This is a genomic window from Rhodanobacter sp. UC4451_H18 (assembly GCF_052978225.1).
This window is the reverse complement of record NZ_CM129663.1, coordinates 419,946-432,945: the sequence shown is the minus strand read 5'-3', so window position 1 is coordinate 432,945 and position 13,000 is coordinate 419,946. Positions and strand designations below refer to the sequence as shown.

13 protein-coding genes are annotated in these 13,000 nt (G+C 67.5%); 5 read left to right on the top strand and 8 right to left on the bottom strand.

Annotation, left to right across the window (positions count from 1 at the left end; all coding sequences use genetic code 11):
* Nucleotides 1-71: 71 nt before the first annotated feature.
* The 6 genes from uvrC to ACVCMG_RS02135 form a co-directional block, all read right to left on the bottom strand.
* Nucleotides 72-1,913: an excinuclease ABC subunit UvrC gene (gene uvrC, locus ACVCMG_RS02160; RefSeq protein ID WP_447114773.1), complete on the bottom strand. Its 1,842-nt coding sequence runs from the start codon at nucleotides 1,911-1,913 to the stop codon at nucleotides 72-74.
* A 47-nt stretch (nucleotides 1,914-1,960) separates the two neighbouring features.
* The gene (gene kdsB, locus ACVCMG_RS02155; protein ID WP_447114772.1) at nucleotides 1,961-2,740 is read right to left on the bottom strand and encodes a 3-deoxy-manno-octulosonate cytidylyltransferase; all 780 of its coding nucleotides are present in this window, start codon (nucleotides 2,738-2,740) and stop codon (nucleotides 1,961-1,963) included.
* A gap of 62 nt (nucleotides 2,741-2,802) precedes the next feature.
* Nucleotides 2,803-4,113, bottom strand: coding sequence for a 3-phosphoshikimate 1-carboxyvinyltransferase (gene aroA / locus ACVCMG_RS02150; protein WP_447106129.1), 1,311 nt, complete (start codon nucleotides 4,111-4,113; stop codon nucleotides 2,803-2,805).
* Complete coding sequence (gene pheA / locus ACVCMG_RS02145) at nucleotides 4,110-5,198, bottom strand: prephenate dehydratase (RefSeq protein WP_395118556.1); 1,089 nt, start codon at nucleotides 5,196-5,198, stop codon at nucleotides 4,110-4,112. The genes aroA and pheA overlap by 4 nt, the downstream gene beginning before the upstream one ends.
* Nucleotides 5,199-5,264: 66 nt before the next feature.
* The gene (gene serC / locus ACVCMG_RS02140; protein WP_447106130.1) at nucleotides 5,265-6,350 is read right to left on the bottom strand and encodes a 3-phosphoserine/phosphohydroxythreonine transaminase; all 1,086 of its coding nucleotides are present in this window, start codon (nucleotides 6,348-6,350) and stop codon (nucleotides 5,265-5,267) included.
* 69 nt (nucleotides 6,351-6,419) lie between these two features.
* Entirely contained in the window at nucleotides 6,420-7,187 is a 768-nt protein-coding gene (locus tag ACVCMG_RS02135) for an FHA domain-containing protein (RefSeq protein WP_447114771.1), read from the bottom strand.
* 80 nt (nucleotides 7,188-7,267) lie between these two features.
* On the opposite strand from ACVCMG_RS02135, the gene ACVCMG_RS02130 reads away from it, so the two are divergent.
* Both ACVCMG_RS02130 and infA read left to right on the top strand, forming a co-directional pair.
* Nucleotides 7,268-7,543 carry a polyhydroxyalkanoic acid system family protein gene (locus tag ACVCMG_RS02130; protein WP_395118562.1) on the top strand — a complete coding sequence of 92 codons (276 nt, stop codon included), beginning with the start codon at nucleotides 7,268-7,270 and terminating at the stop codon, nucleotides 7,541-7,543.
* 98 nt (nucleotides 7,544-7,641) lie between these two features.
* The gene (infA, locus tag ACVCMG_RS02125) at nucleotides 7,642-7,860 is read left to right on the top strand and encodes a translation initiation factor IF-1 (protein WP_007081871.1); all 219 of its coding nucleotides are present in this window, start codon (nucleotides 7,642-7,644) and stop codon (nucleotides 7,858-7,860) included.
* Nucleotides 7,861-7,952: 92 nt separating this feature from the next.
* Here the strand turns inward: infA and clpA are convergent, their stop codons facing one another.
* Both clpA and clpS read right to left on the bottom strand, forming a co-directional pair.
* A complete protein-coding gene (clpA, locus tag ACVCMG_RS02120; RefSeq protein WP_447114770.1) occupies nucleotides 7,953-10,223 on the bottom strand; it encodes an ATP-dependent Clp protease ATP-binding subunit ClpA in 2,271 nt (756 codons plus the stop codon).
* A gap of 65 nt (nucleotides 10,224-10,288) precedes the next feature.
* Nucleotides 10,289-10,615, bottom strand: coding sequence for an ATP-dependent Clp protease adapter ClpS (gene clpS, locus ACVCMG_RS02115; RefSeq protein WP_395118566.1), 327 nt, complete (start codon nucleotides 10,613-10,615; stop codon nucleotides 10,289-10,291).
* Between the two features lie 118 nt (nucleotides 10,616-10,733).
* Here clpS and ACVCMG_RS02110 point away from each other — a divergent pair, with 118 nt between their 5' ends.
* Genes ACVCMG_RS02110 through hflD form a run of 3 tightly spaced genes read left to right on the top strand, consistent with a single transcriptional unit; the run spans nucleotide 10,734 to nucleotide 12,998 of the window.
* Nucleotides 10,734-11,219: an NUDIX hydrolase gene (locus tag ACVCMG_RS02110; RefSeq protein ID WP_395118568.1), complete on the top strand. Its 486-nt coding sequence runs from the start codon at nucleotides 10,734-10,736 to the stop codon at nucleotides 11,217-11,219.
* The gene (gene mnmA / locus ACVCMG_RS02105; RefSeq protein WP_447114769.1) at nucleotides 11,216-12,364 is read left to right on the top strand and encodes a tRNA 2-thiouridine(34) synthase MnmA; all 1,149 of its coding nucleotides are present in this window, start codon (nucleotides 11,216-11,218) and stop codon (nucleotides 12,362-12,364) included. The genes ACVCMG_RS02110 and mnmA overlap by 4 nt, the downstream gene beginning before the upstream one ends.
* A 10-nt stretch (nucleotides 12,365-12,374) precedes the next feature.
* Nucleotides 12,375-12,998, top strand: coding sequence for a high frequency lysogenization protein HflD (gene hflD, locus ACVCMG_RS02100; protein WP_447115384.1), 624 nt, complete (start codon nucleotides 12,375-12,377; stop codon nucleotides 12,996-12,998).
* The last annotated feature ends 2 nt before the right edge of the window (nucleotides 12,999-13,000 follow it).

Sequence of the window (13,000 nt, the reverse complement as noted above, 5' to 3'; positions counted from 1 at the left end):
GTTCGTCCTGAGGATTTGTTGCAGTTTCGCACGCCGGCATGCCGCTGCCACGTGATGGTACCTGCCGGCATTCAGCCATGCAGGCTGGCATAGATTTTCTCGGCCAGGTTTCGGTCGATGCCCTTCACCTGCATCAACTCCTCGACGCCGGCTGCCTCCACGCCCTGCATGCCGCCGAAGGCCTTCAGCAGCAACGACCTCCGCCGCGCCCCGATGCCCGGGATGTCCTCCAGCACGCTGCGCTCGCGCGCTTTCTCGCGCCGCTTGCGATGGCCGCTGATGGCAAAGCGATGCGCCTCGTCGCGCACCGCCGCGACCAGGTGCAGCGCCGGCGAGGACGAGCCGGGATGCAGCTCGCGGCCCACGCTGCCCGCCTCATGTCGCGCCAGCACCAGGGTTTCCTCGCCGGCGCGGCGGCCCGGCCCCTTGGCCACGCCGACCACCTCGATGCCGTCGACACCCAGGTCGCACAACACCTCCAGCGCCTGTGCCACCTGGCCGCTGCCGCCATCGATCAGCAGCACGTCGGGACGCACGCCCTCGCCTTCGGCCACCTTGCGGAAGCGTCGGGTCAACGCCTGGTGCATGGCCGCGTAATCGTCACCGGGCGTGATGCCGGCGATGTTGAAGCGGCGGTAGTGCGATTTCTCGGGGCCTTCCGGGCCGAACACCACGCACGACGCTACCGTGAGCTCGCCCATGGTGTGGCTGATGTCGAAGCATTCGATCCGGCGCGGCATGCTGTCCAGCCCCAGCACCTTCTGCAGATCGTCGAAACGCGTGCCCAGCGTCTGCCGGCTGGCCAGCCGCGCGGTAAGCGAAGCCTGGGCATTGCGCTCGGCCATCTGCAGGAACTGCGCACGATCCCCGCGCACGCTGGACTTCAGTTCCACCACATGACCGGCGTGCTGGCCCAGCACCTCGGCGAGGAGGGCCTGGTCGGGCAGCGTCATGCCCAGGATCAGCTCGCGCGGCACCGGCCGGTCCAGGTAGTACTGCGCGATGAACTGCGCCAGCACGTCGGCCGGCGTGGCGTCCAGCGGCAGCCGCGGGAAGAAATCCCGCGTCCCCAGGCTGATGCCGTTGCGGAAGAACAGCACGCTGACGCAGGCCATGCCGGCCTCGATGCGACAGGCGAGCACGTCCATGTCGGCGCTTGCCCCGCGCACGTGATGCTGCGCCTGCAGCTGGCGCAGCGCGGCGACCTGGTCGCGCAGTTTCGCGGCACGCTCGAACTGAAGCGACTGGCTGGCCTGCTCCATCGCCGTGGCCAGTTCGTCGATCACCGCGTTGCTGCGCCCCTCCAGGAACATCTCGGCATGGCGTACGTCCTCGCGATAGTCCTCGACGCTGATCAGCCCCACGCACGGCGCACTGCAGCGGCCGATCTGGTACAGCAGGCACGGGCGCGTGCGGTTGCGGAAGTAGCTGTCCTCGCACTGGCGCACCTTGAACAGCTTCTGCATCAGGTTGAGGCTTTCGCGCACCGCATGGGCGCTGGGGTACGGCCCGAAATAGCGACCCGGCAGGTTCTTTGCGCCGCGGTGGAAGGCCAGCCGCGGATAGTCCTCGCCGCTGGAGAGGTAGATGTACGGGTAGCTCTTGTCGTCGCGCAGCAGGATGTTGTAGCGCGGCTTGAGCGACTTGATCAGCTGCGATTCCAGCAGCAGCGCCTCGCCCTCGGTACGCGTCACCGTGATCTCGACGCGGGCGATCTGCGCCACCATCGCGGCGATGCGCGCCTCTGTCGGCGGCTTCAGGAAATAGCTGCCGACGCGCTTCTTCAGGTTGCCGGCCTTGCCCACGTAGAGCAACTCGCCGGCCGCGTCGAAGTGGCGGTAGACGCCCGGCGAAGTGGCGAGCGTACGGACGAAGGCCTTGCCGTCGAAGGGGGGCGGTTGCGGGGACTGCATGGAGGGATTCTAGCGGCAGCGGATGGCGACGCTCCCGATATGGAGCCTCACCGGTGCGAGCGCAACCACAGCTCGGCGCGTTCCAGATCCGCCTCGGTGTCGATGCCCGGGGGAAACGGCTCGGGCGTCAGCCGCACGGCGATCGCGTGGCCGTGTTCGAGCACGCGCAACTGCTCCAGCGATTCGGTCTGTTCCAGCGGGGTGCGCGGCAACTGCGTGTAGCGACGCAGGAACCCGGCCCGATAGGCATAGATGCCGATGTGGCGCAGGAACGGCGTGCCGGACGGCAGCGTGTGCCGATCCGTCGCGAACGCATCGCGCGCCCACGGCATCGGCGCGCGGCTGAAATACAGCGCGCGCCCATTGCCGGTGCGCACCAGTTTCACGACGTTCGGGTCGAACAGCTCCTCGGCGTCGATGATCGGCGTGGCCAGCGTGGCCATCGGTGCGTCGTCGCCCGCCAGCGCCTGGGCAACGGCGCGAATGCCGACGGCCGGCGCGAACGGTTCGTCGCCCTGCAGGTTGACCACGATGCTGTCGTCGGCCCAGCCGAGCTGCTCCGCGCATTCGGCCAGCCGATCGCTGCCGGAGGCGTGGTCGCGGCGGGTCATGCAGATCTGCACCTCGCGCTGGCCGGCCAGCGCCTCGGCGATGCGCTCGTCGTCCACTGCCACCACGACACGGCCGGCGCCTGCTTGCAGTGCGCGCTGCGCCACGCGCACGACCATCGGCAGCCCGCCGATGTGACGCAGGGGCTTGCCCGGCAACCGGGTCGAGCCATGCCGGGCCGGGATGGCCACGATGAACGGAGATGAGGCGAGCGGCATGGGTCAGTTCCGGGGTGCGCGCCAATGCGCGCGCCCACGATACAACGAGTGTCGCGACGGGTTCAGCACATCTCGCGCAGGGCGAACCCGCAGCCATTGGCCAGCGCGCGAAAGCCCGGGAACGAGGTGGCCACGTGGCGGCAGTCGTTGATCCGCACCGGCCCGGTCGCGCGCAAGCCGGCCACCGCAAAGCTCATCGCGATGCGATGGTCGGTGAGGCTTTCCACCGTGCCGGCGCCGATCGGGCCGCCGTCGATGACCGCGCCATCCGGGGTCTCCTCGATCGCCACATCCAGCGCGCGCATGCCCGTCGCCATGGTGGCGATGCGGTCGGATTCCTTCACCCGCAACTCGGCCGCGCCGCGGACCACCGTGCGTCCCGACGCCGCGGCAGCAGCGATGAACAGGATGGGGAGTTCGTCGATCATGTCCGGCACCAGCGCGACGGGCAACTCGATGCCATGCAACGGCGCATGGCGGACCACCAGATCGCCCACCGGCTCTCCGCCGGCCTCGCGTTCCTGCTCCACCACGATGTCTGCGCCCATCAGGCGCAGTGCCTGCAGCAAGCCGGTGCGGCGTGGATTGAGGCCTATCCCCGGCAGGCGCAGCTGCGAACCCGGCACGATGCTGGCGGCAACCAGGAAGAATGCCGCCGACGAGAAGTCCGCCGGCACCTCGACGTCGACCGCACGCAAGGCGTGGCCACCGTCGAGCCGGACACGACCCGGCGTGAACTCGATCGGCCACCCGAACGCGGCCAGCATGCGTTCGGTGTAGTCGCGGGTCGGGTGCGGTTCGAGAATCTCGCTCGTGCCTTGCGCATACAGGCCGGCCAGCAGCAGGGCGGACTTCACCTGGGCGCTGGCCACCGGCAACTCGTAGCGGATGCCGCGCAGGGTGTTGCCGCCGTGAAGCCGCAGGGGCGGCAGGCCGTCCTGGCTGTCGATGCGCGCACCCATCCGTGTCAGCGGGTCGGTCACCCGGCGCATCGGTCGCTTCGACAGCGAAGCATCGCCCACCAGCACGCTGTCGAACGCCTGCCCCGCGAGCAAGCCAGCGAGCAGACGCATGCCGGTACCGGCATTGCCGCAGTCCAGCGGCTGCGTGGCGGCATGCAGGCCGTGCAGGCCGACGCCGTGAATGACGCGTTCACCCTCCGTCGGGATTTCGATGCGCACGCCGAGCTGGGCCAGTACCGCGGCCGTGGCGCGCGTGTCCTCACCCTCGAGAAAGCCGCGAATATGCGAACGCCCCTCGGCGATGGCCGCCAGCATCAGCGCCCGATGCGAGATCGACTTGTCGCCCGGCACGGCGACGCTGCCGTGCAAGGGGCCACCTGCGCCGCTGAGCCAGTCCAGCCGTGCGCTCAAGGCAAGGCCACCGGGTAGGAGCCGAGCACGCGGATCGACGCGGCCGACTCGCCGATGTCGCGCACGGCGGCCTGCAGCGCATCGTCGTCAATGTGGCCGGACACATCGATGAAGAATGCGTACTGCCACTTGCCAGTGTGCGCCGGGCGCGACTCGATCCGGTTCAGGCTGATGCCATGCTTCGCGAACGGGCTGAGCACGTCGTACAGTGCGCCCGGCTTGTCGTTGACCGTGACCAGCAGCGAGGTGCGGTCGTTGCCCGAAGGCGGGAACAGCGTGCGGCCGATCACCAGGAAGCGCGTGGTGTTGTCGGCGCGGTCCTCAATGCCCTGCGCCACCGTCTTCAGCCGATAGACCTTGCCTGCGCTTTCGCCGGCGATCGCCGCAACGTCATCGGCATGCAACGCCAGCCGAGCCGCCTCGGCATTGCTCGACACCGCGATGCACTCGACGTCGGGCAGGTTGATGCGCAACCAGGTTTTGCACTGCTGCAGCGACTGAGCATGTGCGTAGATGCGATGCACGTCTTCCAGCCTGCCGCTGCGCGAGTGCAGGCACTGGTGCACGCGCAGCTCGATCTCGCCGCAGATGGTGGCCTCGGAAGTGAGGAACATGTCCAGCGTCACCTGGATCATGCCCTGCCCCGAGTTCTCCACCGGCACCACGCCGAAATCGGCGTGCCCGGCGGCGACCTCCTGGAACACTTCCTCGATGCTGCCCAGCGGCAGGCCGTAGGCGGCATGGCCGAAATGCTTGCGCACGGCCTGTTCGCTGAAGGTGCCCTCCGGGCCGAGGAAGCCGATCTTCAACGGGTCTTCCTGCGCCAGGCAGGAGGACATGATCTCGCGGAACAGGCGCACCATCTCGGCATCGGACAGCGGCCCCTGGTTGCGGTCCACCACCATGCGCAGCACGTGCGCTTCGCGCTCGGGGCGGTAGTAGTCGATCGCCGAAAGCCCCTCGCCCTTCACCTTCGCCACCGTGCGGGCATGGTTGGCGCGCTCGGAGATGAGCTGCTGGATCTGCCGGTCGATGCTGTCGATGCGCTCGCGCATCTCGCTAAGCGGAGTCTTGGGGTCGTTCATGCCTTGGCCGTCTGGATGGAAAGAAGTCCATTTGCACGCGAGCATCCCATGCTCCGCGAATGATGTTCAACCATGGCGCGTGGCGAAGTCGCGCATGAAAGCGACCAGCGCCTCGACCGCCTCCAGCGGCACGGCGTTGTACAGCGATGCGCGCATCCCGCCCACTGCCTTGTGCCCCTTCAGCGCAAGCAGCCCGGCGGCCTCGGACTCCTGCAGGAATGGCGCATCCAGCGCACTGTCATGCAGGGTGAATGGCACGTTCATGCGCGAACGCGCGGCCGGCTCCACCGGGTTGCGGTAGTAGCCGCCGGAGCCGTCGATGCTCGTGTACAGCAAGTCGGCCTTGGCGCGGTTGGCTGCACCCATCGCGGCCAGCCCGCCCTGCGCCAGCAGCCACTGGAAAGTGAGCCCGGCAAGATACCAGCCCCAGGTGTTCGGGGTGTTCAACATCGAGTCGGCCGCGGCATGGTCGGCATAGCGGAAGATCCGCGCCATCGGCCGGCCCGCTCGTTGGAGCAGGTCGCGACGGATGATCATCAGCACCAGTCCGGACGGGCCGATGTTCTTCTGCGCGCCGGCATAGACCAGGCCGAATCGGCGCACGTCCAGTGGCGCGGACAGGATGTTGGAGGACATGTCCGCGACCAATGGCACCTCGCCTGTCTCGGGCACGTCGGGGAACTCCACGCCGTGGATGGTTTCGTTCGGCGTGTAGTGCACATAGGCGGCGCGCGGATCGAGCTGCCAGCTTTCGCGCGGCGGCAGCTGCCGATAGCCGGCGGCCTTCGCGCTGGCGGCCACGTTGACCCGCACGTACGGCGCTGCCTCGCTGATCGCCTTGGTACTCCAGTGGCCGCTGTCGATGTAGTCGGCGCTTTCGCCCTCGCCCGCCAGGTTCATGGGGATCTGGGCGAACTGCTGCGTCGCGCCGCCCTGCAGAAACAGCACGGCATGGTCAGCAGGGATACCCACCAGCGCGCGCAAGTCCGCTTCGGCCTGCGCGGCCATGGCGATGAAGCGCTTGCCGCGATGGGACTGCTCCATCACCGAAGCGCCGCTGCCCTGCCAGTCGGTCAGCTCGTCGCGGGCGCGTTCGAGCACGGCCAGCGGCAGCGCGGCGGGACCGGCACTGAAATTCCAGACTCTGCTCACGGGGTTTCCTGCGGCGTCGAGGTTGTTCCGCATTATGCCGCGGCGCAACATGCTTTCGTCAACCAGTGCTCAGAAGCGCACCAGCAGCACCAAGGCGATGGCCAGCGCCAGCGCGGCAGCCGTGGCGATCAGCCACCACACCTCGCCGGAAGGCCCGGCCGCTGCCTCGGGCAAGGGCGCCGCCCGCGGCGCGGATTCGACCGGTTCCGGTTCGGGTTCCATGCCGGGAGCCTCGAGTACGAAGCGGTGCATCGCCACGCCAATCTGGTCGCCGTCCTGCAGCGCCACGCATTGCGTCGCGACGCCGTTCACCCGCAACGGATGCCGCGCCGAGGGCAGGGTCGACTCCAGCATCAGCCGGCCCTCCTGCCAGCCGATGCGCAAGCCCACCGCCTCGCCCGCCGGCAGGCCCGGCAGGCAACGGCCGGCGGGACCGAACTCGAGCCCATCCTGCACTGGCAGCAGCCGCCCGGACAGCGGTCCGGCGACCGCGCGCAGCGCCACGATGCAGCGTTCGTGCGCCGGGACCTGACGCGGCTCACGCAGCGCGGGATCGTCGTCGTCGCGCAGCAACATGCGGCAATCGCCGATGCTGACGACGTCGCCCGGACGCACCAGCGCACGCTCGCGCACGGGCCTGGCGTTGACGTAGATGCGGTCGGCCGAGGGCAGCACCTGGAGCACCCAGCCGCGACGATCCTGCTCGATGCGAACGTGCCGCGCGGCCGCCTGGCCGGCGGCCAGCACCAGGTCATTGGCGGCGTCGCTGCCGATGCATAGTCGCGCCTGCGTCCAGCGGAAATCCTCGCGAGCGGCATTGGGAAATTCGATGCGCATGGCGTGCCAGGTCGATCAATCGCGAGACTCTACCATGCGCCTGCATCGCAGTAAGATGGCCGCTTTGCCGGAAGCATGCCATGCCGAGCATCCATATTCGCCGCGCCCACCAGTTGTCGATCGCCGAGGCCCGCGCCCGCGTCGAACAGGTGGCCGCGCGCATGCACGAGAAGTTCGGCCTGGCCGGCGACTGGCAAGGCGACACCCTGGGTTTCTCGCGCCCCGGTGTCACCGGTTCCATTGCCGTGGAGCGCGAGGCAATCGACGTGCAGGCGAGGCTGGGCATGATGCTGACGCCGCTGACCGGCATGATCGAACAGGAGATCCGGCGCAAGCTGGAGGAGCTGTTTGCCTGAACTTGCGACGGCCTTGATGATTCTTTAACCACGCCGCCATTCGTGGCATAATCGACGGCTTACGCAGCCATCTCGGCTGCGCGTGAAGCCCGGGACATATGGCCAAAGACGACGTCATCGAAATGGAAGGCACGGTCCAGGAGACCCTGCCCAACACCATGTTCCGCGTGCAGCTGGAGAACGGTCACGTGGTGATCGCGCACATCTCCGGGCGCATGCGCAAGCACTACATCCGGATCCTCACCGGCGACAAGGTCAAGATCGAGATGACCCCGTACGACCTGAGCAAGGGTCGCATCACTTATCGCATGAAGTAGGCCGCCCCGCAGGGCGGCATCGAGGAAAGCAGAAAGCAGAAAGCGGCGCCAGGCGCCGCTTTTGCTTTTCCGACACCAGCATCAGCCGGGCATCATTCGACGATGGCCGGCAGCTTGGCGGCGGCCTTGCACTCGACCTTCAGCTCGCCATCGGCCACGCTCAGCGTGACCACGCCGCCATCGGTGAGCTTGCCGAACAGCAATTCGTCGGCCAGCGCGCGCTTCACCTTCTCCTGGATCACCCGCGCCATCGGCCGCGCACCCATCTGCGGGTCGAAGCCGTGCTCGGCCAGCCAGCGGCGGGCATCGGCACCCACGTCCAGGCTCACCTTCTTTTCGGTCAGCTGGCTTTCCAGTTCGATCAGGAACTTGTCCACCACGCGCAGGATGTGCTCGAAATCCAGCGAGTCGAACTGGATGATCGCATCCAGCCGGTTGCGGAACTCCGGCGTGAAGATGCGGCGGATCACTTCCATCGCATCGGATTCGTGCTTCTGCTCGACGAAGCCCATGGTGCGGCGGGAAGCAATGGCCGCACCCGCGTTGGTCGTCATCACCACCACCACGTTCTTGAAGTTCGCCTCGCGACCGTTGGTGTCGGTGAGCACGCCGCGATCCATCACCTGCAGCAGGATATTGAACACGTCCGGGTGGGCCTTCTCGATCTCGTCGAGCAGCAGTACCGCGTGCGGATGCTTGGTCACCGCCTCGGTCAGCAGGCCACCCTGGTCGAAGCCGACGTAACCCGGAGGCGCACCGACCAGGCGCGACACCGAATGCCCTTCCATGTATTCGGACATGTCGAAGCGGATCATCTCGATGCCGAGCTGCATCGCCAGTTGCTTGGTCACCTCGGTCTTGCCCACGCCGGTGGGGCCGGCCAGCAGGAAGCAGCCGATCGGCTTGGACGGATCGGCCAGACCCGAGCGGGCCATCTTGATCGACGCGGCCAGCGCCTCGATCGCCGGATCCTGTCCGAACACCACCATCTTGAGGTTGCGCTCGAGGTTGCGCAGCACGTCGCGATCGGAGGCGGAGACCTGCTTCTCCGGAATCCGCGCCATCTTGGCCACGATGTACTCGACTTCGCTGACGTCCACGGTACCGGTGCGCTTGTCTTCCGGCAGCAGTCGCTGGCGTGCGCCGGCCTCGTCGATCACGTCGATCGCCTTGTCCGGCAGCAGCCGGTCGGGGATGTGCTTCACCGACAGGTCGACGGCCGCCTTCAGCGCGTCGTTGGTGTAGGCGACATGGTGGTGTTCCTCGAAGCGCGAACGCAGGCCCTTGAGGATCTCCACGCTGTCGGCCACGGTCGGTTCGACCACGTCGATCTTCTGGAAGCGGCGGGCCAGCGCACGGTCCTTCTCGAACACGCCGCGGTATTCCTGGAACGTGGTCGAACCGATGCAGCGCAGTTCGCCCGAGGCCAGCATCGGCTTGATCAGGTTCGAGGCATCCATGGTGCCGCCCGAGGCGGAGCCGGCGCCGATGATCGTGTGGATCTCGTCGATGAACAGAATCGCACCGGGCTGCTTCTTGAGCTGCGCGATCACGCTCTTCAGGCGCTTCTCGAAATCGCCACGGTACTTGGTACCGGCCACCAGGGCACCGAGATCCAGCGCCCAGATCGTGGCGCTCTCCAGCACCTCGGGCACTTCGCCGTCGACGATGCGCTTGGCCAGGCCCTCGGCCAGCGCAGTCTTGCCCACGCCGGCCTCGCCGACATACAGCGGATTGTTCTTGCGCCGGCGGCAGAGCACCTGGATGGTGCGCTCGATCTCGTCGGCGCGCCCGATCAGCGGGTCGATCTTGCCTTCCAGCGCCAGTTCGTTGAGGTTGCTGGCGAACTCGTGCAGCGGGTTGCCCTTGGGCTCGCCGCCCTCCTCGCCTTCGCGCTCGCCGCCGGACACGCCGGCCGCCGGCTCGTCGCCGATCTTGGCGATGCCGTGGGAGATGTAGTTGACCACGTCGAGCCGGGTGATCTCCTGCTGGTGCATGAAGAACACCGCATGCGAGTCTTTCTCGCCGAAGATCGCCACCAGCACGTTGGCGCCGGTGACCTCCTTTCGGCCGGACGACTGCACGTGGTAGACGGCGCGCTGCAGCACCCGCTGGAACCCCAGCGTGGGCTGCGTGTCGCGCTCGTCGCCCGGCGGCAGCACCGGCACCGTCTCGCCGATGATGCGGGTCAGCTCGCCGGCCATGCGCGGCAGGTCGACGCCGCAGGCGCGCAATGCGCCGAGCGCCGACTGGTTCTCCGTCAGCGCCAGCAGCAGGTGTTCCACCGTCATGAACTCATGACGCTGTTCGCGGGCCTGCTTGTAGCAGTGGCCGATGGTGACTTCCAGATCCTTGCTGAACATTCGGATCGTCTCCGCTAGCTTGTTGGGCGGCCTTCAGCGCCGCGATGGGCACGAAATGGGGGCGTTCAGAGCTTTTCCATAGTGCACAACAACGGATGCTGGTGCGAGCGGGAATACTCGTTGACGTGGGTGACCTTGGTTTCTGCCACTTCCCGCGTGAACACGCCGCACACGCCGCGTCCGCGGGTATGCACGTGCAACATGATTTGCACCGCCTGTTCCTGGTCCAGGGTAAAGAAATTGCGCAGCACCTCCACCACGAAATCCATCGGTGTGAAATCGTCGTTCAGCAGCAGCACCTGGAACAGCGGCGGTCGTGCCACTTCCGGCTTGGCGGTTTCCAGCGCCAGGCCGCGGCCGCTGTCTTGTTCGTGTTCGTTTTCGTTGGCCATGGTGTCGTGGGAGGCATTCGCTTTCGGTTGAAGTATACGCCGCCGCCAATCGTGCCCGGCGCGTCGGCGTTTACTGCAGGTAGTGGCACAATGGACACTTTTCCACCCCTGAATTTTCATGGCCGACCCCAAGCCCCGCCCCGAGATCTGGCGCCCGCACGTCACCGTGGCGTGCGTGGTGGCTGAGGCCGGGCGCTACCTGATGGTGGAGGAGGAGGTTGCCGGTCGACTGGTCTGCAACCAGCCGGCCGGGCACCTGGAGGACGGCGAAACGCTGGCCGCCGCGGCCGTGCGCGAGACCCTGGAAGAAACCGGCTGGACGGTCGAGCCGCAGCACCTGATCGGCGTGCAGCAATGGCGCAGCAGCGAGCACGGCGAGGCAGTGATCCGCTTCAGTTTCGCCGCCCGGGCACTCGGGCACGACGCCGATCGGCCGCTGGACACCGGTATCCGCCGCGCCTTGTGGATGACTCGCGACGAAATCGCCGGCCTCGGCGAGCGCCTGCGCAGCCCGCTGGTGCTGGCCAGCATCGACGCCTGGCTGGCCGGCCAGCGACTGCCGTTGGCCAGCCTGAGCTGGGTGCCGGGAGGGTCGCGCGGATGAAGGTGATGCTGGGCGTCTCCGGCGGTGTCGATTCGTCGGTGGCTGCCTTGTTGCTGCAACGGCAGGGCCACGAGGTCGAAGGCCTGTTCATGCAGAACTGGGAAGAGGACGACCGCGACGGTCCGTGCACCAGCGACGCGGATCGCAAGGACGCGGTGGCGGTCTGTGGCCGCCTGGGCATCCCGTTCCACGCGCGCAATTTCGCGGCGGAGTACTGGGATGGCGTGTTCGAGCACTTTCTTGCCGAATACCGCGCCGGCCGCACCCCCAACCCGGACGTGCTGTGCAATCGCGAGATCAAGTTCAAGACCTTCCTCGACGAGGCTCGCATGCTCGGCGCGGAAAAGATCGCCACCGGCCATTACGCCCGCGTCGATTGCGTGGACGGACGCCACCGGCTGCTGCGGGCGACGGACGCGGCCAAGGACCAGAGTTATTTCCTGCATGCGCTGGGCCAGCAGCAACTGGCCGCCACGCTGTTTCCGCTGGGCGGGATCGAGAAGCCGCGCGTGCGCGAACTGGCCCGCGAGGCGGCGCTGCCGACCCATGCGAAGAAGGATTCCACCGGCATCTGCTTCATCGGCGAGCGCGACTTCCGCAGCTTCCTGGCGCAGTACATTCCCGCACGCCCGGGCGAGACGCGCACGCCCGACGGCCGGCGGGTCGGCGAACACCAGGGCGTGATGTATTACACCCTGGGCCAGCGCAACGGACTCGGCATCGGCGGCCGGCATGGCGCCAGCGGCGAGCCCTGGTTCGTGGTGGGCAAGGACGTGGCGGCCAACGTGCTGGTCGTCGCCCAGGGCGGCGAGAACCACTGGCTGCTGTCGCGGCGATTGCATACCGAGGCACCACACTGGATCGCCGGCGAGCCGCCGGGCACCGAGTTTCGCTGCACGGCGCGCACGCGCTACCGTCAGACCGACCAGGCGTGCTCGGTCAGCGTCGGCGAGACCGGTCTTGCCGTCACGTTCGATGTGCCGCAGCGTGCCGTCACGCCGGGTCAATCGGTCGTTTTCTACGCTGGCGAGGTCTGTCTCGGCGGCGCGGTGATCATGGCAACCGATGCCGCCTACGGCGGCTTGCTGCCAGCCTTCACACTCACCACCACAGCGCAACTCAAGGAATCGCAAATCCGTGTTTGAAACCCTAGGCATGAACGAGGAACGCGTACTCGCCCTGGCCGGATTGTTTCAGGCCTGCTCGCTGGCCCAGCAACTGGCCAACGACGGACGCTGCGACGAGATCGCCATGCAGGCGGGCGTGGCCAGCATCTTCCGCATCGACGCGCCCTCGGTGGTGGCCGTGTACGGTGGCGTCTCGGGCGTGCGACTCGGCCTGCGCAACCTGGTCGCCCAGCTCGACGAGAGCGATCGCGACATGTCGGTTACCCGCATGGTGGTCACCGTGATGCGGCTGGAACGCAGCCTTGCCGGCCGCCCGGAGCTGCTGGAGAAGCTGCAGCAGGGCATCCAGGCGGCGCAGCGCCAGGTCGAGCATTTCGGACAGGATTCGAGCCAGGTCAGCGGCCGTCTCGCCGAGCTGTATGCCTCCACGCTGTCCACCTTGCGGCCGCGGGTAATGGTCAGCGGAAATCCGCAGCAGTTGCAGCAATCGGCCGTGGTCGAGAAAGTGCGCGCCAACCTGCTCGCCGCGGTGCGCTCGGCGGTGCTGTGGCGCCAGGTCGGCGGACGCCAGTGGCAGCTTCTGGTGCACCGGCGTCAATGCAGCATGCTGGCCCGCGGCCTGCTGACCGGTGTCACGCTGGACCACCGCTGACC

Coding starts and splice junctions, on each gene's coding strand:
- clpS (WP_395118566.1), bottom strand. CDS start 10,615: ATGGCCAACGAAAACGAACACGAACAAGACAGCGGCCGCGGCCTGGCG.
- clpA (WP_447114770.1), bottom strand. CDS start 10,223: ATGTTCAGCAAGGATCTGGAAGTCACCATCGGCCACTGCTACAAGCAG.
- ACVCMG_RS02110 (WP_395118568.1), top strand. CDS start 10,734: ATGGCCGACCCCAAGCCCCGCCCCGAGATCTGGCGCCCGCACGTCACC.
- mnmA (WP_447114769.1), top strand. CDS start 11,216: ATGAAGGTGATGCTGGGCGTCTCCGGCGGTGTCGATTCGTCGGTGGCT.
- ACVCMG_RS02130 (WP_395118562.1), top strand. CDS start 7,268: ATGCCGAGCATCCATATTCGCCGCGCCCACCAGTTGTCGATCGCCGAG.
- ACVCMG_RS02135 (WP_447114771.1), bottom strand. CDS start 7,187: ATGCGCATCGAATTTCCCAATGCCGCTCGCGAGGATTTCCGCTGGACG.
- pheA (WP_395118556.1), bottom strand. CDS start 5,198: ATGAACGACCCCAAGACTCCGCTTAGCGAGATGCGCGAGCGCATCGAC.
- kdsB (WP_447114772.1), bottom strand. CDS start 2,740: ATGCCGCTCGCCTCATCTCCGTTCATCGTGGCCATCCCGGCCCGGCAT.
- hflD (WP_447115384.1), top strand. CDS start 12,375: ATGAACGAGGAACGCGTACTCGCCCTGGCCGGATTGTTTCAGGCCTGC.
- infA (WP_007081871.1), top strand. CDS start 7,642: ATGGCCAAAGACGACGTCATCGAAATGGAAGGCACGGTCCAGGAGACC.
- uvrC (WP_447114773.1), bottom strand. CDS start 1,913: ATGCAGTCCCCGCAACCGCCCCCCTTCGACGGCAAGGCCTTCGTCCGT.